Genomic DNA, 25,202 nt, shown 5'->3' with positions numbered 1-25,202 from the left:
CAAGAACCAGATAGCGAGTGTTTAAACAGGATCACAACGGATTTCGATGATAAATCCATCAGGATCGTAAAAGTAAATGCCGCGTCCTGTAGCGCGAGTGACGGGGCCGCTATCGATCGCAATTTGATTTGACTGTAGCACTTCCAGAGCGCGATCGAACAAATCTGGATCGATATCGAAGGCTAAGTGGTTGGCGCGGGTAAAAGCTTTTTCCGGGTCTGGGTTTGGCGGTTCCAAGTCTGGCTGCCAAAATAAGTCAATAACAGTGCCGTCTGGGGTGACGAAATTAGCGACTTTACCAGCGGCTACCATTTCTGTTAAAGTGGCGGGAATTTCTGCACCTGTTAGTTCGTGCAGGCCAAGAATTGTACCGTAGAAGTGGCGGGAAGCTTTCATGTCGCGCACGTTTAAAGCGATATGGTGAACCTGGCGCAAATTCCCCGGCGCGAGGACAATTTTGACGTTGTTTTCGGTAGTTTGCATGATTGTCAATTGCGAATGTTCAAATTGAATGCTGTTTGATTTATTCAGATGGTGCCCTGTAAAATAAGCATTTTAAGTTGGTAGTGAGCAGTGCAGCCCTCCAATTTCTAGGAAGACTTCAGTCCTCACTACCAAAACTTTTATTCGAGTTGTGCGATCGCACATCATACCGATTAGTATTATTTTTCTTTAGGAAACGATGCCATGCCTACAAATAGCATGGCCAGACCACCTGCCAGAATTGCGAAGGCAAGTACACCTACAACTAAATCTAATCCCGATGTATTTTCCATTAAATTAAACTGTTCTCCAATTAAATACAATCATCGGTATTTGTTCATGGTTGAGTGCTTGCACACTATGGGGAAGATCGGAAGAGAAAAATTAGCTCTCAACTTATTAGAAAAAAGCCTATTAATTTCTTCCGTCTTCCCTAAACATCCATCCCTTAAATCAGTTAAATCCTGTACACAGCTTAGTTGCCGAACTTCTTATTGTGCCAATTCTCGCTCAATAGCAGCGATTAGTTCTGGCGAATCGGGGCCAACACTGCTGCGGAATCTGGCCACCACTTCACCCTGTTTGCTAACTAAGAATTTCTCAAAATTCCACGAAACCTCACCCTTGGGATCGACTGCATTCGTAAGCTTAGCGTATAGCGGGTGCTGCTGAGTACCTTTAGCGCGTACTTTGTCAAATAATTCAAAGCTGACGCCGTATTTAGTAGTACAGAAATTGACGATTTCTGGATTACTTCCGGGTTCTTGACCTCCGAAGTCGTTGCAGGGAAATCCTAAAACACGGAGTCCAGCCGCGCTGTACTTCTGGCTCAATTCTTCGAGTCCTTTGTATTGAGGTGTATAGCCACATTTGGAAGCTACATTAACTATCAAGAGTACCTTGCCAGCGTACTCTCCTAGCTGCTTGTCTTCGCCTGCGATCGTTTTTACTTTAATGTCGGAGATTGTGCTGGGCATTTTCAAATACTTTTAAATTTGACCACCACAATTTTACCGCAAGTCGTTACAATTTTGTCGAGAGGTCGATCGCTAATAATTTCAATATCCCGATCGGGGCGGGTTGAGGCATCTCGCGCTTATATTATAGATATGGGTGAATCCGCCCCTACAAAAATGAGGGTTAATTTACCGAACATGATGTTAGTAGATGGCGGTGAACTTTCTCCCGATCAGGGCTCGCCACAGTCCGCTCTTAGATTTAAGTTTCTCGCTAATAGCTAAAATCTACACGGAAAAGGACGAATATTTTAACTTTCTGAGTGGTGTTCCGTCATCCATTTTTGGTAAGTATCCTCAAGTTGCTTGTCTTCGAGAACGAGTTCGAGGCGGACTTTGACGCAACCGTGACGGGGTTGAGAGGCGATCGAATTTAAGATTTTGCTAGCTTTCTGCACAGAGGTAAATTCAGCCTTAACTGTCGGTTCATGGCGATCGCTCTTAATCTCGGTCAAATCTATACCGGTGATGTTTCCCTCGCCTAAATCTATTTCTGCCAACACCTTCGGATCGTCGCCGACTTGTTCGACAATCAGCTTTTCCCACTGGATGGGTACTTGTACCATCCGAGTTTCAATTTCTTTTCGCACTATGACTTCGCCGACTTTGCGCTTGCTGCGATTGATCACCAATCGTTCTTCTAGCAGGCGAATTACTTCTTGATCGACAATATCCAAGTTTTCCTCATCCTGATCTGTCTCCCAATTTGCATCTGTGCGATCGGCATCTGTTAGATTTGACATAACTGTTGAGGGATTTGTTAACTCACTGTTGCTAAATTCACTATGCGCTTCCGAGGCATTTTCTAAATACGGATGCCCGCCATTTGCCGAAACTACTGGCAGCAGAGCGACTTGATCCGAATTAATAGTTACAAACAGGGCTTTTTGGTGATAATCGACTTTTTTGAGCAGCTTAACACTTAATAAAAAAATGCGGGCGTTTTCGCTGCCTAGCCCAGCCACCACAAAGTTTAACTGACCGTTAGCATCAAAATATACATCTTTAACTTTGCCTACCAAGTGACCTTGGTTGTCTTTGACGGTAAAACTTTTTAGTTTAGTTCTGACTTTTTCAGGTACCCGGTTGAGACGGGTTATTGATTTGGCAGTTGCTATCTTTTCTGCTGATGCTTGACCGTTCATTTTTTAAACTTTCCTGCTTAGGGATTTTTCTTATGAATTGGTAAGGGGAAATTGGTAAAGGCGGGGAAAGTGCATAAACGTTGCCAAAACTAGACAAGTTTTGTACCCCCCCCGCCCCTCACATAGGAATTGCGCGATAACTACCAATCCAATCAAACCTGCGCGGTGACAGAATTATGTCCTTAAGGCGCAATTCCTATGCAATAGCTGTTGCGGTTGGTTTAGATCTTGTTATTTTTATTATCTACAACCGCAGTTCCATCAGTCTTAACGTCTAATTCTTCACGACGCAAGGTTTCTTCGCCCTCAACCGTGCTGCGAACAACTTCTTTTCTGACGTTGACTTCTTCCCGGACAAAAGCTTCCTTGTGAATGTCAGCCGTTTCTTCGTAGACTTCCATGCGTGCAACTTCCCCTGATTGGAAGTCAGCCTCACCGACTGAAACTACTCGACCCGCTTCTACCGGGGTTACTCGATCGATTACAACTCGTTCTTTTTCAATGGGTACTGAAGCTCGCGCTGTTTCAGTTTCCACGCGCTTGCCCACTGCTACTTCGCCTGTTTTTGCGCGGTGTTTGTTGGCAATCAAGCGTTCTTCATAAAGCTTGAGATTTTGGTGCTGCTGTTCGTTGGTTTCGTAGAGAGGGCGGTCGATATCGTAGTTGTAGCTGCTACGATCGTAGCTAGCAGGAGTTGCAGTGGCAGCGGCAGTTCCTTGATTGCGGTAGACGCCTCTTACCTGTTCTTCGCGATCGTAATCTACTGCTTCTAAATCATTGTAAGCAGGCAATTGTTCTGCTTGAGCTTTGTTGCGAAGGCCTGTGGCGTGGACGCGACGGGCTCCGTAGTCGAAGCGGGCCGAGCCGATTGGCAACAATACTTTTTTGCCAAAAATCCAAATACCGGTATCAATTACCAGATAGCGGAAACGACCAGTGTCATCAACCAAAGCATCATAAACTGTGCCTACTTTTTCATCAGAGTCGCCAGCATAAACATCAAATCCCTTGATGTCGTCTCCAGCAAAGATTTCTTCCTGATAGTTAGGGTAAAATTCTGCTAATCTTTGAAGTGCCATGTGTTTTTTCCTCTTTGCTCTACTTAAATTAATAGTAGAAATTAATTCGCCAACTTCCCTCTCCCTAAAGTCAGAAGTGTATAATTTAGGTTGTTTAATACTATAGGAATACTACGGCATCTCTGCTTCTGTGCTAGCGCGCTCAGCTATTTTAAAGATTGTAAAACTCTACAATCGTCAATCTTATAACAAGTATTAAAACTCAAAGCCAACCGTAGGAACACGGCATTGCTGTGTCCTCCTCCCTCTGCAGGAGACTCCTTTGTGGTGTGCCTATTGTTAATAATTGTTAACTAGGTGGTGACAAATCAGCATTACATAGTAATAGACAAAAATTAAAGCCCCTCATCTTGCAGGAGAGGGGCTTCGGGAAAGTTAGAAATTTTAAGTTCAGAGTTGATTGAATTGAGTTCTGATAGCTTCTATCCGACTGCGGTTAACTCCCAAATCCGACTGTCCCAGACGCGAAGCCGATCGCACATGGATGACTTTTGCTTCATCATCTACCAAAAATTCAACGTCATCAACAAACCCCATCAAAGCACTGGTGAACTCCGCATACAGGTAATTATCAGTTACCGTGATAATTTTAGTTTTTCCATAGGACTCGATCACTCCTTTGAGCTTTACCATAGCTTCCGCAGCGGACGAAGTGTATGCCAAAGGCTCTATTTTGTGTTCGGCATCTTGACTGAAGCTGCTGACGCAGTTGGGAGAACTCGGACACGCTGCGAGTTTTCCTGACTGAATCCCGATATTGGCAGGTCTTGTTCCAGCAAACATTGTTTTTTCTCCGGGTATAGCGATAAAAGTAGCGATCGACAGTACCGCTACTGCTAGCAGTGATATTAAAATAACCACGACTTTTTTCCATGCTGTCGGCGATTTTGTTTCAACTGTTTGCAAAGGATTAGCCCTCCTGAAAGTATAACTGCGGTCTCCTTTTCATATTAATTGAAATTAACATCAAAAAATTAAAAAGATTTCTTTTGTTCTTCAATTAACCAATAAGTCAGCATTCTTCCTTTACCTTTAATCGGGATATGACCCCGTTCTTCCAAAACAAACTGCTTTTTCAAACGCTCGTAAGTCGCCGCTGTCACTTGAATTTTACCAGGCAATCCGTTAGATTCCATGCGTGAAGCAACATTAACAGTATCCCCCCACAAATCGTAGCTAAATTTACTAATCCCAATAATTCCAGCCACCACCGAACCGCTGTCAATTCCAAGCCTCAATTGAAAATTTTCTCCCATTTTGGCATTAAACCTCCTCAAAGCTGCCTGCATCTCCAAAGCTAAAAGTGCGATCGCCTCAGAATGATCCTCCCGCGGCGTCGGCAAACCCCCAACCACCATGTAAGCATCCCCAATCGTCTTAATCTTTTCCAAACCGTGCAATTCAGACAACCTATCGAACTCCGAGAAAATCCCGTTCAAAATTTCTACCAACTGCGTCGGACTTTTGTGAGCCGAAAACTCTGTAAAACCCACCAAATCAGCAAACAAGACGCTCACATCATCAAAATGATCCGCTATCAACTTTTGCTCTTTTTGCAAGCGATCTGCAATAGGTTTAGGTAAAATATTCAGCAGCAATTTCTCGGTTTGTCCTTGCTGCACTTTCAGGGCTGCTTCAGCTTGTTTCCGCTGAATCAACGAACCTAGCTGCGTAGCAACCGCGCTGACTAATTCCAACAAGCGCGGCTGACATTTCAGAACTTTTTCGCGATAGAAAATCAAAATAGCTAACACTTGGTTGTCCGCCACAATGGGCACCCCAAAAGCCGCTTTCAATCCCACACTCACCGCAATTTCCGCTCGTAAAAAAACTTGTTCCGGTGCAGTAGAAACATCATCGATCCATTCAGACTGCTGCGACTGCCAAATCCTGCCTGGGAGCCCCACACCGGGAGCAAAAATCAACTGCCAACTTGTTTGTCGGAATTGGGCAAACTTCAAGTCGCTGACGTACCTGCCTGTAGCGCATTTTAAAAATCCCTCACTGCCAGGAATCCAAGCTTCGCCCAGATTCCATTCAATAGTTTCGCAAATTAAACCTAAAATCACATCTATAGCCGACTCAAAATCCTCCGATTTGCTAATAGCTTGAGTAGCCTGCAGCAGCAATCTTGTTTCCATTTCCACCTGGTGGCGTTCAGCGATTTCCTGGTGCAACTGGATATTTTGAGCGGTCAACTTTTGATTTTTTTCTTGCAGTTGCATTTGCAATGAACGCACAGTAAGTTGATTGCTCACTCGCGCCAATACTTCTTTCACCTGAAAAGGTTTGGTGATATAATCTGCTCCGCCCACTTCAAAAGCTTTTGCTTTATTTATTCCTTCTTCTAGCGCGCTGAGAAAAATGATGGGAATTTCCCTAAATTGCGATTGTGATTTTAATTTTTTACATAGTTCGTAGCCGTCAATATCCGGCATCATAATATCGAGTAAAATCAAATCGGGGGGGCTGGATTGAATTGCATCTAACGCCGAAAAACAATTAGTAACGGGTCGAACTTTATAGCCATTTTTTTGCAAAATTCTAATCAACAAACGCAGATTATCTGGCGTATCGTCAACTACTAAAATATCTGCTTGATAGTTTTCAGTTTGTTCCGCCTTCATCTGCATTATCTGATTCCTCCGCCTCGGCAATTAAATTGAGAATTTTCTGGTAATCAAAATTATCGAGATGACCCTGGAGGATTTCCGCCAATTCAGGATGAGGCTCCCTTATTTCGTCGATTGTCCTGACAATTAAGTCAAAATCAGCACTGCGGATTACCTGCTTTATGTTGTCTCTCCATTCTGCGGGAAGTGTAGGTAAATAAGCAAGCGCAGCATTAGGGAGCGAACCCGATAAATTATTGCGATCGCCTGTTGAGATAAAGTCCGTTGAGTTAGAGTAGACATACTTCACCCCCAAATGTTTGCTGAGGGTATCAAATATATCTGTTTTGCGGAAAGGTTTGCTAATAAAATCGTCGCAGCCGACTAATAAAGCAAACGATCGCTTTCCTTCAATTGTACTAGCTGTCAAAGCAATAATCTTCGGAATCGGGCAGTCGGCGTGGGAAATATTCATTTTCCCATTTCCTTGCTGCTCTTGCTTTCTCTGCTTGATTCTAGCCTTAATTTGTTTAGTAGCTTCGTAGCCGTCCATCACTGGCATTCGCACATCCATCAAAATTAAATGCGGATGCCAATTTTCCCACATTTCTATTGCTTCCTGGCCGTTGGTGGCTTGTTCCACCCCGAAACCTAAAGGAGAAAGCATTTTGACTAAAAGTTGGCGGTTGTCTTCGCGATCGTCCACAATTAAAATCCGGTAGCACGGTTGATTGGGTTCCAACCCACTAACTTGGCGGTTAAGTTGCGGATCTGGAAGATCGGCAGCAGAAACTGCACCGACTGGAATTTCAAATTTAAAAGTGGTGCCGAGTTCCAGTTGACTTTCTACGATAATTTCTCCTCCCATCAGGCGGACAAATTGACGGCTGATCTTCAATCCTAAACCCGTACCTTTATGATTTTTTTTACCGGAATCGGTTTGCACAAAAGCCTTAAAAATATTGCCCAATTCTTCCGGAGCAATGCCAACTCCTGTATCTTCAATTTCAAACAAAAGGAAAAAAGTCGGCACAGTTGAATCCTCAGCCTCATCCCTCCATATAACCTTTGCAAAATCACTGCTAGTTTTCGCAAAATCCCGAATACTTCTTGTGGTATCAAAGCAAGCTGTGGGACTATCAAATAAATCCAAAGATGCAGATTTTTCTAATTTTATAACTCTTAAGATGATTTCGCCTGTTTCCGTAAACTTAATCGCATTACTCAGAAGATTAATCAGCACTTGCCGGAGTTTAATATCATCGGTTCGCACGTACTGAGGAACGTCAGCATCGCGCTGGAAACGCAACTGCAACTCTTGATTCTCTATCCGCAGTTGAAACATATCTTGCAAATCGTCAAGCAAGCGGTAGAGGTCGAAGTTTTTCGGGTTGAGCGTCATCCGCCCCGCTTCGATTTTTGACAAGTCTAAGACTTCATTGATCAATGTCAGCAAGTGTTCGCCACTACGCCGAATAATTCTCATATTTTCTCGGTTTTCGACAGTAAGATCCGGGCTGGGTTCCATAATTTGTGCAAAGCCGAGTATAGAATTGAGAGGGGTGCGTAACTCGTGGCTCATATTGGCCAGAAAGGTGCTTTTAGCTCTGTTTGCTGCTTCAGCAGCTAATGCGGCTTGTTGCAGTTGTTCTGTGCGTTCGTCAATTTTGGCTTCTAAGGTGTGGTGGTATTCTGCTAGTATTTTTTCGGCTTGTTTGCGATCGCTAATATCTTGAAAAGCTGCGATCGCATAAACAATATTTCCGCTAGCGTCAAAAATCGGCGTGGTATTGATCTCGATCGCAATTCTTTTGCCATCTTGACGGATTTCTACATCGTCAACCTTGACAGATTCTCCTTTCAGTGACCGCAAAATTGGCAGATTATCCGGCGGGTACAGCTCATCAGTATTGGCAACATAAAGTTGATAAGTGGCAGCTAATTGTTCCGCAGTGCTTTCCGGGATAGTGTCTGCACCCAGCAAATCCCGCGCTGCCTGGTTGAAATAGGCGATCGAGCCATCTGGATGATAAACAGATACCCCCACTGGCAAAGCTTCTAAAAATTGACTCAGGCGGCTTTCACTCGCAGACAGCGCCTCATTTACTAGCTTTAACTCCTCGTTTGCTTCTTGGCGCTTATGAATTTCATCTGTTAACTTTTGATCTTGCAAGTAACTGTGAACCGCTTCTACTACCGTTAATTTTAAGTCTTCATTTTGCCAAGGTTTAGGAATATAACGGTACAATTTAGCATACTTGATAGCATTACTCAGGGCTTCCAAATCTGCTTGCCCCGTTAGCATAATAGTCAGCGTCTCCGGCGAGCTTTCGTGAATTCTTCTGAGCAGTTCATCCCCTTTAATATCCGGCATGATATAATCGGAAAGCACCAAAGCAATCTCGTATTCATCTGCCTGCAAATCGGCCAGCAACTCTAAAGCATCAGCCCCCCCTTCAGCGGTTTCAATTATACACCGATCGCCGATCGCCTTTTTCAGTTCAATCTTTAAACTATTCAAAACGTCAGGTTCATCATCAATACAAACAATCACAGGTTTTTTCATAACTTAGCCAGCCCAGATTTTATAATCTCTATTAAGTCTTTGCTTTGCCAGGGTTTGTACAAACAACAGTATAAATCTGCTTCTTCTAATGCCCGCTGAACTGCCCCTGCATCCGCTTGTCCAGTCAACATCACTTTAATGATTTTAGGATATTTTTGGTGAACTTTAATTAAAAGTTCGTCACCTTTAATTCCCGGCATCAGCCAATCAGAAACAACCACAATCACCTGAGCTTTTTCTTGAAATTCCTCCAGTAAATCTAAAGCTTCATCACCACTTTCAGCTAATTCATAAAAGTAATCATTTTTAAATTCCTTTTTGAGCTGCATCTTGAGAGTATTCAAGATATCCGGTTCATCATCAACACAAAGAATTATAGGCTTATCCATCTTTTCTTCTCTGCTTAAATTTTAGTGGGTTTACTGGCATGACTTGCTTTTACATTATGGATTTCGGGAAAGGATGCAGGATATCTGTCCCCTATCTTATTTTAATAGGACTTCCGAAGATCAACCCGGTTTCTTGTAATAAATCTTGTATTTGTTAGCGAGACAGCGACGAGCGTCACCGGGAATCAGCCCCCGGCAGGTAAGTTTTATTTAATAAATAGGCAGCGAGACTGTAAAAGTTGTCTGCCCCGGTACAGAATCTACTGCAATTGTGCCTTCGTGTTTTTCCACAATTTTTCTCACAATATCCAATCCCAAACCGCTACCTTCGCCCGCAGATTTAGTCGTAAAAAACGGCTGAAAAATTTTGGGAATAACTTCAGAGGGAATACCTTTGCCGTTATCAGTAAACTTGAGGAAAATAGTTGCCTCTTGCTGCCGAGTTTCAATCGTCAAAATACCTTTATAATCCATTGCTTGCAGGGCATTATGAATGAGATTAGTCCAAACTTGATTTAAGTCATCGGGATAGCACATAATTTGGGGTAAATCTCCATAGTTTTTCACTACTTCTATACCGTGTTTCAGTTGATTTTGATAAAGGGTTAATACCGTTTCAATGCCATCGTGCAAGTCCGCCTGGACTTTTTCTAGTTTGCTATCAAAATGAGCGTAGGTTTTTAAGGCAAATACTACTTTTCCAGACTTCGCTGTTGCTCTTTGGATCAGGCTAATACTTTTTTTAAAGCTCGCAAACTGGTAAGCACTATTTAAAACTACTTCCCAATCGGGGGATTTAAAAAGCGGCAAGAACTCTTCTATTTTTTCGTAGATTTCCATGTCAACTAAAGTATCCGCAATTTCCTCGGCGTTTTCAACAGATTCTGCCATCAAATCCGCCGCCAACTGCTGCTTAAATTTGCGTTTTTCTCTGCTTGTGAATAAAACTTCTTGATGGGTGGCTTTGTACAGTAAAGCTAAAAAATAAGCTTTGCTCTCGGCAGAAAGTTGTTGATAAATTTCAGGAAATTTTTCTAAGAACTCGTCGGAAAAGTTAGCTATATTATGAATAGAGGAACCTATAATTCCAAGGGGGGTATTGATTTCGTGGGCAATGCCGGCAATAAGTTGTCCCAGAGCTGCCATTTTTTCCGATTGAATCAAATGCTCCTGGGTGGCTTGCAGTTGGTGCAGCGCCGATGCTAAATCTTGATTTTTCTCTTGCAAAGTTTGTTGCAGCGAACAAATTTTTAAATGAGTTTCTATGCGGGCTAAAACTTCTTCAACCTGAAACGGTTTAGTAATAAAGTCAACTCCGCCAACTGCAAAAGCTTTAACTTTATCCAGCACGTCATTAATCGCACTAATAAAAATAACCGGAATGTCTTTTGTAATTTCAGAAGCTTTGAGGTGCTGACAAACTTGATAGCCGTCCATTTCCGGCATCCTAATATCCAACAGCACTATATCTGGGGGTATTTTTTGAGCTGCAGACAATGCTAGCTTGCCATTGGGTACGGGGCGAACTTGATAGCCTTTTTCGCTCAAAATTCCAGCCAGCAGCCTCAGGTTTTCTGGCGTATCGTCCACTACTAAAATATTAGCTCGATTGGTTATAGGTAAAGTTGAAGTCATCGGGTATTTACTGTTTTTCGCTGATATCGATTGTGTTCAAAATTCTGTCATATTCAAAATTATTAATGCAATCTTGAAGCTTGCCCGCGAGAGAGGGATTGACAGTGCCGATTTGTGCGATCGAAGTCGCGATCGCCTCCATGTCCACACTCAAAATACTTTGCTTAAGTTGGGCCATCCAGTCTGGAGAAAGAGAGGCAAAAGCCTCCGGTGTCAGCACCTCCTGACTTGACTCCTCTACACCTGCGGCACTTACTGCGGTTGGATCTTCATAAATATAGCGTACTCCTAAATGTTTTCCCATTGCCACAAAGATATCCTCCTCGCGGAACGGTTTCCGCATAAAATCATCGCAACCCGCCGAAAGAATCACCGCCCGTTCTTCCTCTAAAACGCTAGCAGTTAGGGCCACAATCGCCGTTGCTTGCCCGCCAGTTGTAGTTTTAATCTGTTTCGTTGCCTCATAGCCGTCCATGACAGGCATTCTCATGTCCATCCAAATCAGATGCGGTTCCCACTCCATAAAAATATCAACCGCTTCTTTACCGTTATTTGCTTCTCTCAACTCAAATCCGAGTGGACTGAGAAGTTTTACTAATAGTTGGCGATTCAAAGGTTTGTCGTCCACAATTAGCAAGCGATAACTCGGCTGATTCGGTTCGAGGGCAACAACTCGACGTTGAGTTTTTTTGCTTTCAATATCACTAGCTTCAACAAGATAAACTTGGATATCAAACTGAAATAATGCACCCTTCCCGATCTCGCTGCTAACAGTAATTTCCCCTCCCATTAATTGCACGAACTGACGGCTAATAGCTAAACCTAAACCCGTTCCTTCCTGAGAATCTTTCCCTGTTTTCGTCTGCACAAATGCTTCAAACAACTGATGGATTTCCTCAGCAGCAATGCCTGCACCAGTATCTTGAACTTCAAAATGCAGCCAGTAGCGGCCGGGCAATTGGTCAGTGCTGTTTTTATGTATATTCTGCCTTCCTGCTTTGACTTGCACCGACACTCCCCCTTCTGAGGTAAATTTAATCGCATTATTGAGCAAATTAATTAAGACTTGCCGCAATTTAACTTCATCAGTACAAATGTAATGGGGAACTTCTGCGTCTGTGTCGAAGATTAATTGCAAACCTTTTTGCTCAGCTTTGAGAGCAAACATATCTTCTAAATCGTCGATTAGTTGGTACAAATCGAAGCTTTTTGCATTAAGCGTCGTGCGTCCGGCTTCGATTTTTGACAAGTCTAAAACTTGGTTAATTAAAGCCAGTAAATGTTCCCCACTCCGCAGGATAATTCCGACATTTTCTTGATTTTCCTGAGACAACGTTTGACTGCGGATCAGGACTTGAGCAAAGCCGATGACCGCGTTCAGGGGCGATCGCAATTCGTGGCTCATATTGGCGAGAAAGGTACTCTTAGCTTTGTTTGCTGCTTCGGCCGCTTCTTTCGCCTGCTGCATTTTGATTTCCGCTTGTTTGTTATCAGTAATGTCTTTAATAAAACCTTCGTAGTAAAGTAAATTTCCTGCTTCATCGCAGACAGCGCGACAATTTTCCGAAATCCAGATTATGCTGCCATCTTTGCGGTAAATTTCCGATTCAAAGTTTGATAGTATGCCGCACTCGTTCATCAGCGCTGCAAATTCGTCGCGGCGGTTGGGTTTCACGTAAAGCTGGTTATGGAAATTCGGCTGTGCTGCTATTAAATCTGCAGGCGAGTCGTAACCGTAGATGTTAGCTAAAGCGGGGTTAGCACTGATGTATTTCCCGTCAACAGCAGTTTGAAAAATTCCATTCAAAGCATTTTCATAAATGTTGCGGTACTTTTCTTCGGCTTCCCGGAGGGCAGTTTCTGCTTTTTGGCGATCGGTAATATCGCTAGACATCGACAAAAAACAAGCTTCTCCGTCAATATCGATGGTTTCTATAGACAGCAGTGCCGTTCTTTCTGTACCATTTTTATTGCGAAACGTCAGCTCATAATTGTGAATTGCTGTCTTGTTTTTTAACATCTGAATCATGCGGTCACGCTCTTTCAAACTCGCCCAAAAGTTGAGTTCAACCGCTGTTTTACCGATAATTTCTTCCTGGGTGTAGCCCATCATTCGGCAAAAACTATCATTAACTTCTAGGTGGCAACCGTCACGAATTCTTGTAATTGTAATCGCATTCGGACTCGAACGAAAAGCTTTAGAAAACTTTTCTTTTGCCTTAGCAAGATCTGCGGTGCGTTCTGCAACTTGCACTGCTAAATTTTGGTTGTATGCCCTTAATAATTTATCTGCTAGTTTCCGTTTCGTAATATCTTGAAAAGCGCACATTCCGTAAATAATATTTCCTTGGGCGTCGTAAATAGGAGTTCCCCAAACTTGCAGGGGAACAGTTTTGTTATTGGAGGAGATTTCAATGTCATCAACAGTTACAGCTTTGCCCTGCAAAGCATTTAAAATTGGGTCGCGTTCCGCCGGGTAAATTTCCTGAGTTCCAGCTAAATAGACTCGGTATAATTGGCGCAAATTTTCGGTATCTGCTGCCACAATCCCTTGAGATAAATGTTTCTTTCCTGTAGGGTTAATGTAGTGAGGTTGACCGTTTGGCTCTGCAATAAAAATGCCTAGCGGTACTGCATTGAGAAATTGTTTGACTCTGCTTTCGCTTTCTGAGAGGGAAGTAAATGAATGCTGCAATTGCTCTGCCATGCTGTTAAAAGCAGTGGCAAGTTCTCCGAGTTCATCTTCACGATTCAGAGTGAGCTTTGTATCCCATTCATTCCGCGCCAAAGCTTTCGCCGCCGCATTCAATCTTAAAATCGGCTGAACTACCCATTTAGCAGTAAGAATACCCAGAATTGTCGCCCCAATTAAAGCTGCAACCGACAGCAAAAAAGTCGTGCGCGTATTTGCGTTAATTTGTTCCATAAAGTCCGATTCTGGCACAACTACTACAATCAGCCAATCCAACCCTCGATCGTCTTTAAAAGGAGCTACCTGAATAAAATTTCGCTTGCGGTCAACATCAAAAGTAAGCTGGTGAGAATTATTGATTTTAGCTAAGCTGTCGTAGTGTTTATCTAAATGCTGTGCGGTTTGTCTAATTACCGGATTGTCGCTTTCTGAAGCTTTGATGCGTCTTGTTTCTTTACCTTCCACCACAAATTCTGCACTCGCCGTTGAAGTGGCAATTAACATCCCCGATCGCTCCATGACAAAAGTTTGTCCCGATTTGCCAATTTTGAGGCTGACGAGAAATTCTTTGATTCGAGAAAACAGCAAATCGCTGCCAGCTACGCCTAACAATTTGCCAGCGTCATCGTAGATAGGCAAAGCAGCAGTAATTGCCAGTTCCCTAGTCAAAAAATCTGTATAAATTGGAGTCCAAATAGGTTTTTTTGCCGCAGCCGCAGCTATGTACCAAGGGCGAGTTCGCGGGTCGTAGATATTGGGTGAAATTTGCACTAATTGAATGCGGTTTCCCTGAGAATCCGCAGTATATCGAGCTAATTTATTGCCCGTAGAGCTGTCAGCAGCCGAGATCAAAATCCTATCTTTAGTGCGGATTGCTCCCGAATGTTCTCCATTTTCTTTACCTGTGTAAATGATGCTGATCGAATCAAAATATTGAATTTGTTCTAGGAAATGATGTTCTAGTTTTTGGTTGTCTTCTAGGTTCAACTGCCCCAATTTTATGCCTTGAACGTTCAAGTGATTGACAATGTGGGGAATTGACATATAATTTTCCATGCGGTCTTTGATGCGATCGCTAATTTCTCCCCGCAACTGAGCGGCCACCTCGTTGACTGCCCGCTGACCGTTTTGGAAAGATAGCCAACCTACAACTCCTACCGTGCCGACAATTTGCACTAAAAAGGGAACCACGAGTACCGTTTGTAATGGAGCTTTGCCGATATATTTTGTAGCCAAACGATTGAGGGGTTTAGGAAACATATTCATCCTAAGAGGAATTGGGCATTGGGCATTGGGAATTGGGCATTGGTAATTGTTGGGAGTTTTGAGTGTAAATTATGTTCCCTTTGCCCTTCCTTTTCTCCTTATGCTGTAGTTTACTGACGACAGTACCGTCGATCAATTTATATCAAAATAGCGTATTTCTACTCAGAGTTTTTTCGTAACTACTGATACAGATCCTTGGGCGCGATCGACCTCAGTCGAAATCATCTGATCTATTGCACCATTCTCAATTACTTATTTAGGAACAGGCAAGATGCCTGTTCCACAAGAGATGAATTTTATTGTGGAACAGGCATCTTGCCTGTCCCACAACAAGTACATTTTCTTGTGGGGTGGGCAGGAGAACCCGCCCAGGGAAGGGTTATTGAGAATGGTGCAACATCTCAGTTTGAACAAACAGTAGCTAACCAGCACATACCCCAAAAATCTTTATTTACCTGCGATTCAACTCCATCCTTTCGCCGTAACGTAACAGCATATCCAAACTCTCCAAACGATTTTGCCAAGTTTGCACCTGATAGCTATTTTCGGCAGAATGCAAGCGCATCGAAGATTGAAATTGAGATTGAAAACCCCTTAACAATCTTTTAGCCGTGGCTAAACTTTCCGTAGAAGGATTTGCCGCCAAGTTGCTCAAAGCTTGCGCCAATTCATCCGCTCGACTTTGCAAAACTTTCAGTTCAGATTCCGACACCCGCAACTGATTGTTAGCCAACAAAAAACTCCATTCCTGCTTGAGAGCAGTATACCGCGAAGCCGCCGCCGCAAACGGCTGTCGGTAAGGAATCGGCTCCGCAGCAGAAGTGGAACGCACTGGCGGGCCTTGAGTGCGGTTAAAAAACCCCTGCATCCCGCTGCTGATACTTTCCACCGCAAAAATAGCATAGCCCCCAGTCGGCAAATCGCGCAAAGCTTGAATTTGGTCGATCGCCACAACTTCCGGGAGACTCAACAACTTAACAGACGGAGAAATCAAAGCCGAACCCAGAATCTGTTCCTTTACCAACGGTTCGGTGATGCGCTGAAGTCGGTTCGTATCCAAAGCATAAGTCATCGGCACAATCAAATCTACAATGCCCTGACGAGCCCAAACTTCCCAATTTTGCTGAATTTTGTAAATCCGCTGACTTTCCGGGTGCGGAAACACCGCCACCGACAGAATTGTGCGCGGATAATTCTGCCGCAAAAGCTGAGAAACTTCAGCTACAAAACTATTAATTTGATTAGTTTTAAACTCAACCCACTGCCGCCACAAACTGCCGTCCCTGGGGGAAATATTCACCGGATCTGCACCAGTCAACTGCCTAAATTGCTGCCTCGCCGCAATACCGTAACCGTAAGTAAAATTCGCATTGTCATCTTGAAAAGGATAGCGAATATAGTCTAATTGCACCCCATCTACTTTGTAGTTGTTGGCAATTTCGCTGACAATTTGCAGCAAATAATTACGCGCTTCCGGGTTCGCCGGATCGAGATAAAATTTACCATCATTAGGATTTTGCGTGCGTCCTTTATTGTCAATATTCGCCCACTGTGGATGAGCGGAAAGTACCGGCCCGGGATAAGAACTAGGCTGGCCAATTAAAGTATTGTGGCGCTTATTTCCTGTGGCAAAAACCCATACCCAAGCGTGCAGTTCCATGCCTCGCTCGTGAGCTAATTTAACCGCAGATGCCAGCGGGTCCCAGCCAACTGTTAGGGGATTTTGTTGCGGTGCAACTTGACTGGGATAAATCGTATATCCGGCATTCAAAGTTTCAAAGAAAACGGTATTGATACCGGCGGCGGCGAGCCGATCGAACACTGCCGCCAAACCCTGTTCCGATCGCGCTGCGACGATCGTACCGCGATCGAGCCAAACCGCCCGAATTTCCGCCCCAACGCGCTGTCCTTCCTTCGGGTAATTTTGCCACAGCAACTGCCGCGCTTCCACCCACTGCTTTCTAGCCTCCGCGTAGTTTTGCTGTTGCAGGAGTTGGTCAAAAGTTTGCAAAACCTGTCGCGCTTGGGCGATCGCCCCCGTCCTGCTCGCTTGCATAATAGTCAAGCGACTGGCTGCCGGGCCGCCGCCCCCCTGTTCTGCAGCCACCAGTTGAGGGGTGGTAGCAGCATTGAGATTGACGGCGGTATTGGCTGAATTAGATGCTGTCAGGGCGCTTTCAAACCGGCCGAGGAGGTTGGTGAGTTCTTGGCGCATCAAGTACGCTTCAATGCTGACGATCGGCTTATTGGAATTTGCCTGCACGTCCAAACCCGGCGGCGCCGACTGATCCGAAGGGTCTGTAAAAGTTGCAGGAACTGGATCGGGAACCGAGCCAGAGGGAGAAAGTCGGCTCAGCGGGGTAGTACGCGGCGAACTAGGGCTGTTTCTAGTGACTCTTGAGGGGGGAGTTGGCAGTGGGGTCGCGGCAGCAGTGGGCGGCGCTACAGGCCCAGAAGCGATCGTCCCTCCCCAGCGGGCGATCGAGGCTTGCAGCCAAGCCTTATCTACATTTGCCGAACCGTCGCTACCCCAGCGCCAGCCGAGATAGGTAGCGCGATCCGTGGCGATGGCTGCGGAGGAACCGGAACTATCTTTCCAAGTAGCAATAGTTTGACTGTTCGCATCAGCCGGAATCAAGACACCGCCTTGAACAGAAGCATTTTGTTGTGCAGTCGGCACCCAATTGCTAGAAGTAGTGCAAGCAAGATCCCGACAGCGGTTGCGCGGTTGTGGAGTAGCCGGCTGGGTTAACGGAAAAGCCCAATAGGCCCCGAGGAGCGATCGCAAAGATTGGCGCACCAAGGCCGGAGAACTGCGGCCGACGGGACCCGAAGCAATCAAGCGGCCGCCCTGGGAGGCCCAAGCTTCTAAAACTTTAATTTGCGCCGGACTCAAAGTTTCAATATTGGGCAAAAACAGCACGTTAACGCCTGCTAAATCCGCCACATTTTTGATTTCTTCGAGATTGATTGGTTTGTAAGCAATGCCGCTTTCCCAGAGGCGCGTGGTAATCTTTACCCAGTCGGGAGAATTCTCGGAACTGCGAACAACGCCCAGAACTACTTCTGCGAAACTCGGAGAGGGAAATAGGATGAAGAGATTTAGTAATGTACTCGCTAGAGTTCCAATTAAGACTCTTTGCAAGAAAGTGAAAAAGCGATTTTTTTTAGCCTGGGAGCAGGCATTAGGCATTTGATGAGGCTTTTTGATTTGTTGCATCATAAATATGAGAATTACCCAGCGCACCGCTAGACAAAAATTCAATAACAATTAAGAGCGATCGATCCGCACCATACAATTTTCTATCCTGCCCTGCAACCTGAATCAGGAAAAAGTGCGATCGAGCGATTTTAGATTTTGGATTTTAGATTTTGGATTTTAGATTTAAATCTGGGTGTAGTCCTGATGACAGTTGACAGTTGACTGTTGAGTATTGACTGTTTGGACATTTGAAAAATACCGATGCAACCGCAAACGATTTTAGATTAAAATATGCGTGCATTTGGGTTGAAAAACCAAAAATACAATTTAGATGCGGGGCAGCCAACAGCCAACAGCCAACAGTCAACTAATTTTCTGGCGTTGCAGCTTCATTCACCGGGAATCGATCGATTAACTGCATCGCCCGACAAGCATTCCTCCGCAAAGAATCCGAGACGTGAGGAACGTGAGGAATCTGAGACAAGAAATCCAAAGTCCGGCGCAAAATCCGCACCACATCCCCTTCATCCAAACTCGTATGGCTAATCAGTTCCAGCCATTCAACACCCAGAGCCCACTGTTCGACCAAAGTCACTAAATCCCGTTCCAGCCAAATCGGGATGGCAGCTTCGTGACGGTACTGCACTTGAAACAATCGGCGGCGCAGGCCTTTTTGCAGATTGTCCAAAGGTGCCAAAACTTCTGGCGACAGCGAGTAGTGAGTCCAACTGTCCGGTCTGGAAACTTCTGTAACTAAGGCCGCGCAAGCAGCAGCGAGGTGGTGGGGGTCGAGTTCGTCAAACTCGGCAGACATCAGGGACAAACCCAGCCACAGTTCGTTATCGCCGCGAATGGCGGCGCAAGCTTGACCCAAGACTGTGGGCACCAACCTGTCGGAGGAGTCATCTCGGTTTCCCGTTGCCGAAACTACTCTTTCCAAGCAGCCGAAATTAAGCAAGATGTCGATTAAGTTGAGAAATTGCTCCCAGTAGCGAGCTCGCTGCTTCTCTAATTCTTGTTCGCTTTTGCGGATTTCTTTTTTCAATTCTTCCCGGCGGCGTTGGCGTTTGAGCAAAGTACCGGGATTTCCCCATTCTAGAACCGGGTGAATTTCTAGCTTAGCTTCTAGGGCTGCGATTTTCTGCTGTTGCTCGATCGCCTCTGGGCTCGGTTCCGGTGTCGGCAATTGTGGGATCGATGCAGCAATTGAAGCAGTTTCTTCATTTCCCAAGCGGCACTGGCCGAGTCTCAGGGGCATTTCCGACGGCGGGTTCAAGGTATCTGCAACGCTCAAGCGGGGTAATTCGGCGTGCAGGGTAGCGACATCGCTAATGGCGACGACATACCAGCGGTTATCTTTGCCCAAGCACACCAAATTTGGTGCTTGGCCGGAACCTGCGATTTTGGCAACCAATACGGCGGGTACAGGAGTTGTGTGCGATCGTTTGGCTGTCGGAACGTGCTTGCCTTTGAGACTCATAACCGTGCCGAGCACTGCAAAAGCCACAGCTACGGACATCTCCTTAAATCTGGCTTCTTCAGCTTGCTGCAAGAGAATTTTGAGCAAACGTTTGTCTTCTTTGAGTCTTGCCTGCAATTTTTCGTAATGGGCGAGCTCTTTTTCTAGGGTGGAGACATTTCCTCCCGCCGCCAGGGACTGTTCAAGCACCGCCAATTCTGTTTGCAGCCGGTCTAATTCTTCTTGCTGCGGCTGCAAGTACAAGGTTGACAGGTATTGACCGAAACTTCGCTCTACCAACTCTTGAGCTTCGTCGAGAGTGTGTGTTTGCAGCAAATTCAGCACCATGCCGTAGCTGGGCGTAAACTGACTGGCTAGGGGGTCGGCTTTGGCTGTTGCCAAATAAGAGGCTTCTTTTGCGCCTTCAAAGCGCGTCTGAACTGCGACGACGTGCCCAAGCTTGTCCATGCCCCGCCGACCAGCCCGACCGGCCATTTGCAGGAATTCTGAAGCGTTTAGCAGTCGGTGTCCCTTGTCGGTGCGCTTCGACAGGGTGGAAATGACTGTGGTGCGGGCGGGCATATTAATCCCGGCTGCTAGGGTTTCGGTGGCAAATACGACTTTAATCAAACCTCTGCCAAATAGTTCTTCTACTAAACCTTTCCAAGCGGGCAAAATGCCTGCGTGGTGGGCGGCGATGCCTTTTAAAAGAGCTTCTTTTTGACCGAAGCGTTCTGCTTCTGGGTTTCGCTGTAAAAAATCGTCAATGATGCGTTTGAGTTCGGCTGTTTCGGCTTCGTTAACCAGGGAGAAATTGCCGACTTCGGCGACTGCTTGGTCGCACCCGCGACGGCTGAAGATGAAGTAAATTGCTGGTAGCATATCTCGATCGTCCAACCGCGCCAAAACATCGGTCAAACTCGGAGTGGGGATGCTGCCTCTTTCTACTTTTTGCTGCTTCTTTTTGGGGACTAACCGGACATTCGCTCTTTTGCCGGTCTCGTCTAGCAGGGGAAATATCCCTTTTTGGTTGGCGAAGTGGAATTGCAGCGGTACTGGCCGAAAGTCTGAGTAGACGAGCTCTGTGGGCCCGTGGACTTTGTTAATCCAGTCTGTGAGTTGCTCGCTATTGGCAACGGTTGCTGAGAGGGCGAGAAGTTGAATTTCGCTGGAACAGTAGATGATAGATTCTTCCCAGACGGTACCGCGCTGGCGATCGTTCATGTAGTGACACTCGTCGAGCACCACGGTTTCGACTCCGGTGAGGGAAGTACCGACTTCTCCGATCGGCGTACCGTAGAGCATATTCCGAAATATTTCGGTAGTCATCACCAAAATCGGCGCATCTCGATTGACGGAGATGTCGCCCGTCAGCAAACCTACGTTGTCGTCTCCAAATTGACTGCGGAAGTCGCGCAGCTTTTGGTTAGAAAGAGCTTTGAGGGGAGTGGTATAGAAGACGCGCCGCCCCCTGGAGAGTGCTTGATGGATGGCGTATTCCCCGATTAACGTTTTCCCAGAGCCTGTGGGAGCACACACGACAACCGATTTACCTGCATCGAGGGCGGCGATCGCCTCTCTCTGAAAGTTATCTAGCTCGAATGGAAATATGGTCTTCAGATCCAGCTCTGGGCGGTTCTGGGCAGTGTCTGGCACAAGAATTATTATAAGGTTGCAGGATAAGTATGCTTAAATCTTGCTGAAAGCAAGTCAGCAGAGGACTGTATTGATTTTAGACCTTCGTCAGCAAATCGGCTATTAAGGAATAAGTCTGTTGGCAGTTGTCATTAGTCATTAGTCATTAGTAACCATTACCAATTACCAGTTACCAATGCCCGATGCCCCATGCCCCATGCCCAATGCCCAATTCCCCATTCCCCATTCCCCGTTTCCTTCTCTATGATTCCAGTTATTTCGACTATTCCTGTGGTGCAGCTTGCTTCTGGCGATCGGCTTTCACTGCAAGTCTATCAGTTCCAAGGTGCGATTCCCGGCAAAAAAGCTTATCTCCAATCTAACCTCCACGGCGCTGAGATTAGCGGTAATGCTGTGATTTACCAATTAATTGAGTTTTTAAGGTCTTTGGACAGCAGTCAGTTAATCGGGGAAATTTGGCTAGTTCCGGTTTGCAATCCTGTGGGTGTCAGCCAGCGATCGCACCATTTTTCTCCTGGTCGCTACAATCTTTATGATGGGGTAAATTGGAACCGGATTTTCTGGGATTTTGAAAAACAAGGGGAAGATATTCTGGGTTTTGCTAAGTCTCACATCCATCTTGATGCCGATACTGTCAAAGTTAATTACAGAAAAGCGATTGCTTTGACTTTTGCGAAAGAGTTGGAAAAAATTAACGCTCCTAGTTGCCGCCCCTACAGCGAACTTTACCGATATCAGCTACAATCTTTGTGTTTGGATGCTGACTACGTGCTGGACTTGCACAGTTCTACAAATCAAAGTTTAGATTACCTTTACTGTTTTAATTCCCGCGAGGAGAGTGCAAAAGCTTTTTTGCTCGATCGCGCAATCTTGATGGACGAGTACGATGGGGATGCTTTTGACGAGGCGTTTCTCAAGCCTTGGCTGGCTTTGGAGAAGATTTTAGCAGAGTTGGGAAGTGCGATCAAATTTGATGTGGAAGCTTGGACTTTAGAATTAGGTTCGGGGATGCAAATGAATCCCGATTCGGTGGCGAATGGCTTGCGGGGCATCAAAAATTACTTAGCAAGTAAAGGTTTATTGAAAATAGATGGATTCCCTCTCCCGGAAACTGCGAATCATCAAGTTATTTTCACCCCCAAGCATTCGCTGAACACCTACTATGCGCCGGCGGGCGGGATGATTCAAAATCGAGTGCAATTGGGGAGTTATGTCAAAAAGGGCGATCGGCTTTATCAAATTCTCAGCTTTAATAAGAATGGGGAATTTCCCAGTTTGGTTGATGTTTGTGCTGAGTCGGATGTTTTCATTTTTGATGTTTCGACAAATCAGTCAGTAAATCAAGGAGAGTATGTGCTGTCTGTGATGGCAGATTGAGAATACCAAGAAACCCGGTTTATTCAAGAAACCGGGTTTCGGAAAACCTATTGCTAGTCGAACCATAAATTACGATATACTATTGAATAGGGCTTGTTTAAATTCCGCTGCACTTTTATAAATATCAGGATTGTCAATTAAAGCGCGATCGATAACGGTGGCTAGCGGTTGAGGAATCGCAGAAGTGCGATCGCGCACAGGAACCGCATCATTTTGTAAAATCGCCAAAAACGAATTTTGAGCCTCCAAATTTCGCGGGGAATATCCCGTTATCATCACATACAAACAAGCCGCTCGATTTGCGATTTTGGATTATAAAAACTTTTACTCCCACCCTTAATCAGGGTGGGACAAGAGTTTGTAAGGTGCGTCAGTGCGGAGATTCTAGATTGTTGAGAAGATAACGCACACTGACGCACCCTACAATTTAAGGTGACGGTTTATGGTTGAATGAAAATACCGATCGCATTATGAACTCTCGCAGCAGTTGACGGAGGTCGATCGAGCAAACTACCTCCCAAATACAAACTCGTTGAACTTCCCCCATCCAAATTTAAAGCATCCACAGCACCCATTTGCTGCAATATCTGCGCCAGTTCTGCGAAATTTGGTCCCGCCCCGCCCGCGCGGTTGTGCACCGCTACAATCAGCAAATTTCCCGCAGCATTTCGCCCGATCGCACTTCTAATTGCTGTCTGTCTAACATAGGCATCGCTAAACCCTTCCGCCTTCGCATCCAGCACAACTCGACTGTTTTGTACCAACACCGGCCCGCCGCCGAGAATGTAAGGAAAACGGTTAAAATCAGCAGGAAAAGTGTTAGTTTCCAGACGCAATAATGTACCGGGAGTGAATTGAGATGTAGGCGACAAATCGGAACGCAAAGCCAAAATATAACCGTTAGCTGGAATGGGAAAACTTGTTGTTCCCGGCGCACCTCCGGGCGATTGGCTGACAACTCGCTCGTCAGCAACTGTTACAACTATTTCATTGCCAGACAGCGGAGTATAAGTTGTTCCCCAATCAGGAGTGTAGCGACCGATTCCCGGTTGTACGTAGGCACTATTGAGATGAGAAACGGGCAAAGGTTGATTTGCCGGAGTTATCACAGTTTCTTGCAAAGTCAAACGATCGATCGCAAATTCTCCCCGATCGTTCCAGGCGATCGCCCCCCGGTTCAATATCGGCCCGGAAAGCCATTTATTGTCCCGCCGAATGGCTCCTAAAGCTAACCGATTTATCCGATTGAAAAAACCTGCATTAATTGCCGCAGCAGTTCCCGAAACTTCTGCTGTTTGCAATAGAGGTGCAGTGCCTTGATCTGTCGGCGGATTGCTGAGAATTGGTCGAATTTTTACACCGGATTGACGCGGATTAACTTCTAACCAAACTACTGGAAAACGAGCAGTTCCTAAACTTTGATACTGCTGCCGCCACTGCACACCGGGCGCCCAAACAATGTTTTTTTCTACTAACGAGTCTGGCCGAATGTCGATAACTAATCGATTGGGATTTCCCAGGCTGAAAACTTGCGGCCGCCAACCTAAAGGAATCTTCACTTTGACTTTAGTTTGAGCGCCATCAGGTTCGACTTTTAGTGATAGCAATTGTTGGCTGGGGGCAAAAGTGTCCTGAAGTAAGGCGGGAGCGACTTTGGCATCGATCGCGATCGACCATTCTTGACCGGCGATCGGCGCTGCGGGCGTTATTTGCTGCGGGAGGGCGGGTTTGGTCGGGTCGTCTGGTGTTTCGAGGTTTGGCGCTGCGCGGAGGTTTTGCAGTGGGATAGCGGGCTTTGTGGGGTCGTCCGGGGGGTTGGGTGTGGGTGTCGGCGACGGGCTTGGTTTATCGACAAAGTTGACTTGCCAAGGGGCGGGCCGATCGAGATCTACAACAATGCGATCGCCCGATTCTATTTCCGCTTGCCGAATTCCGGTAACACTTGCAGTTTGAGAAGTAATTTTGAGAATATTCCCATCAGCAGATATCTCCCAGCCCGCAAGTGTAGCAAAATCGGTAACATCTAAGTAACGATACGAGCCTGTTGCCCGCGCTGCTAAGCTTTGAGCACCGGTTAAAGATACCGAAAACCACTGCACCGGTTGTTGGGCACTGTCGGCGCTGCTAAGCAAATCCACTCCCGCACTTTGCATCAATCCAAGATCAGCAATCCAAGTTCGGAAATTCCCAGAAGTGCTGTTTGCCGGCTGCTGAGTCCAAGTTAAGGGCAGAATGCGACCGTTTAGAGAAACTTGGCGGCCTTGTCTAATTATCGAAGATGGCGGTACAGATTGAGCCAAAAGCCTAGAGTCCGACAGGGGTTTCAACCCCTGTCTCATAGTTAAAGTTTTCTCAAAAGAACTATGGCTCAATATTTCAGTCGGTTTTAACCGACTTTCGCTATCAGCCAGGGAATTCATTCCCTGGCGGGCTCTCGAAGCATGAATCAGCGCAGCCCTCTCCCCCTCTTGTGCTCTTGCGGGTTGATTCCACACTAAAGACGGGGCGATCGCCAGTACGGGTAAAATCGAGACTAAAAATATTATACGCCAATAGAAAAAATTACCTTTCACAGCTTACAACTCACAATTTCACTTCTAAACGCCTGGGGATGTAGAAACCCGG

The 25,202-nt window shown here is 45.6% G+C and carries 15 protein-coding genes; 1 reads left to right on the top strand and 14 read right to left on the bottom strand.

Annotated elements, in window-relative coordinates:
- Positions 1–21: 21 nt before the first annotated feature.
- The 12 genes from QUB25_RS15060 to QUB25_RS15005 all read right to left on the bottom strand — a co-directional run bounded on the left by QUB25_RS15060 (position 22) and on the right by QUB25_RS15005 (position 21,200).
- Positions 22–483 carry a VOC family protein gene (locus QUB25_RS15060; RefSeq protein ID WP_333183942.1) on the bottom strand — a complete coding sequence of 154 codons (462 nt, stop codon included), beginning with the start codon at positions 481–483 and terminating at the stop codon, positions 22–24.
- Positions 484–974: 491 nt separating this feature from the next.
- Entirely contained in the window at positions 975–1,460 is a 486-nt protein-coding gene (locus tag QUB25_RS15055) for a glutathione peroxidase (RefSeq protein WP_333077505.1), read from the bottom strand.
- A 290-nt stretch (positions 1,461–1,750) separates the two neighbouring features.
- Positions 1,751–2,644 carry a DUF2382 domain-containing protein gene (locus QUB25_RS15050; RefSeq protein WP_333183941.1) on the bottom strand — a complete coding sequence of 298 codons (894 nt, stop codon included), beginning with the start codon at positions 2,642–2,644 and terminating at the stop codon, positions 1,751–1,753.
- 221 nt (positions 2,645–2,865) lie between these two features.
- On the bottom strand, positions 2,866–3,723 hold the full coding sequence (locus QUB25_RS15045; protein ID WP_333037114.1) for a DUF2382 domain-containing protein: 858 nt from the start codon (positions 3,721–3,723) through the stop codon (positions 2,866–2,868).
- A gap of 390 nt (positions 3,724–4,113) precedes the next feature.
- Positions 4,114–4,629 (bottom strand): DUF1499 domain-containing protein, encoded by a 516-nt coding sequence (locus QUB25_RS15040; RefSeq protein ID WP_333183940.1) that lies wholly within the window; start codon positions 4,627–4,629, stop codon positions 4,114–4,116.
- A gap of 68 nt (positions 4,630–4,697) precedes the next feature.
- Positions 4,698–6,356, bottom strand: a complete 1,659-nt coding sequence (locus QUB25_RS15035) for an adenylate/guanylate cyclase domain-containing protein (protein WP_333183939.1) — start codon at positions 6,354–6,356, stop codon at positions 4,698–4,700.
- On the bottom strand, positions 6,331–8,901 hold the full coding sequence (locus tag QUB25_RS15030; RefSeq protein WP_333183938.1) for a response regulator: 2,571 nt from the start codon (positions 8,899–8,901) through the stop codon (positions 6,331–6,333). Before QUB25_RS15030 ends, QUB25_RS15035 begins: the two co-directional genes overlap by 26 nt.
- Positions 8,898–9,290, bottom strand: coding sequence for a response regulator (locus tag QUB25_RS15025; RefSeq protein WP_333062564.1), 393 nt, complete (start codon positions 9,288–9,290; stop codon positions 8,898–8,900). The genes QUB25_RS15030 and QUB25_RS15025 overlap by 4 nt, the downstream gene beginning before the upstream one ends.
- A gap of 210 nt (positions 9,291–9,500) precedes the next feature.
- Positions 9,501–10,925, bottom strand: coding sequence for a response regulator (locus QUB25_RS15020; RefSeq protein WP_333183937.1), 1,425 nt, complete (start codon positions 10,923–10,925; stop codon positions 9,501–9,503).
- Between the two features lie 7 nt (positions 10,926–10,932).
- Positions 10,933–14,877, bottom strand: coding sequence for a PAS domain S-box protein (locus QUB25_RS15015; RefSeq protein WP_333183936.1), 3,945 nt, complete (start codon positions 14,875–14,877; stop codon positions 10,933–10,935).
- Between the two features lie 457 nt (positions 14,878–15,334).
- Entirely contained in the window at positions 15,335–18,076 is a 2,742-nt protein-coding gene (locus QUB25_RS15010) for a family 10 glycosylhydrolase (protein WP_445251951.1), read from the bottom strand.
- 376 nt (positions 18,077–18,452) lie between these two features.
- Complete coding sequence (locus QUB25_RS15005; protein ID WP_333183934.1) at positions 18,453–21,200, bottom strand: DEAD/DEAH box helicase; 2,748 nt, start codon at positions 21,198–21,200, stop codon at positions 18,453–18,455.
- A gap of 243 nt (positions 21,201–21,443) precedes the next feature.
- Between QUB25_RS15005 and QUB25_RS15000 the strand changes: the two genes are divergently transcribed.
- Positions 21,444–22,577 (top strand): succinylglutamate desuccinylase/aspartoacylase domain-containing protein, encoded by a 1,134-nt coding sequence (locus QUB25_RS15000; RefSeq protein ID WP_333183933.1) that lies wholly within the window; start codon positions 21,444–21,446, stop codon positions 22,575–22,577.
- A gap of 69 nt (positions 22,578–22,646) precedes the next feature.
- On the opposite strand, the gene QUB25_RS14995 is transcribed toward QUB25_RS15000, so the two are convergent.
- Together QUB25_RS14995 and QUB25_RS14990 are read right to left on the bottom strand one after the other, a co-directional pair.
- Entirely contained in the window at positions 22,647–22,856 is a 210-nt protein-coding gene (locus tag QUB25_RS14995) for a hypothetical protein (RefSeq protein WP_333183932.1), read from the bottom strand.
- A 161-nt stretch (positions 22,857–23,017) separates the two neighbouring features.
- Complete coding sequence (locus tag QUB25_RS14990) at positions 23,018–25,150, bottom strand: phosphodiester glycosidase family protein (protein ID WP_333183931.1); 2,133 nt, start codon at positions 25,148–25,150, stop codon at positions 23,018–23,020.
- Between the last annotated feature and the right edge of the window lie 52 nt (positions 25,151–25,202).

The organism is Microcoleus sp. B3-D7 (assembly GCF_036705305.1).
Lineage (GTDB): Bacteria > Cyanobacteriota > Cyanobacteriia > Cyanobacteriales > Microcoleaceae > Microcoleus.
Note: the sequence above shows the minus strand (reverse complement) of the source record. Positions and strands in the feature narration are given on the sequence as shown.

Coding starts and splice junctions, on each gene's coding strand:
- QUB25_RS15045 (WP_333037114.1), bottom strand. CDS start 3,723: ATGGCACTTCAAAGATTAGCAGAATTTTACCCTAACTATCAGGAAGAA.
- QUB25_RS15010 (WP_445251951.1), bottom strand. CDS start 18,076: ATGCCTAATGCCTGCTCCCAGGCTAAAAAAAATCGCTTTTTCACTTTC.
- QUB25_RS15050 (WP_333183941.1), bottom strand. CDS start 2,644: ATGAACGGTCAAGCATCAGCAGAAAAGATAGCAACTGCCAAATCAATA.
- QUB25_RS15035 (WP_333183939.1), bottom strand. CDS start 6,356: ATGCAGATGAAGGCGGAACAAACTGAAAACTATCAAGCAGATATTTTA.
- QUB25_RS15055 (WP_333077505.1), bottom strand. CDS start 1,460: ATGCCCAGCACAATCTCCGACATTAAAGTAAAAACGATCGCAGGCGAA.
- QUB25_RS15030 (WP_333183938.1), bottom strand. CDS start 8,901: ATGAAAAAACCTGTGATTGTTTGTATTGATGATGAACCTGACGTTTTG.
- QUB25_RS15015 (WP_333183936.1), bottom strand. CDS start 14,877: ATGTTTCCTAAACCCCTCAATCGTTTGGCTACAAAATATATCGGCAAA.
- QUB25_RS15020 (WP_333183937.1), bottom strand. CDS start 10,925: ATGACTTCAACTTTACCTATAACCAATCGAGCTAATATTTTAGTAGTG.
- QUB25_RS15060 (WP_333183942.1), bottom strand. CDS start 483: ATGCAAACTACCGAAAACAACGTCAAAATTGTCCTCGCGCCGGGGAAT.
- QUB25_RS15025 (WP_333062564.1), bottom strand. CDS start 9,290: ATGGATAAGCCTATAATTCTTTGTGTTGATGATGAACCGGATATCTTG.
- QUB25_RS15000 (WP_333183933.1), top strand. CDS start 21,444: ATGATTCCAGTTATTTCGACTATTCCTGTGGTGCAGCTTGCTTCTGGC.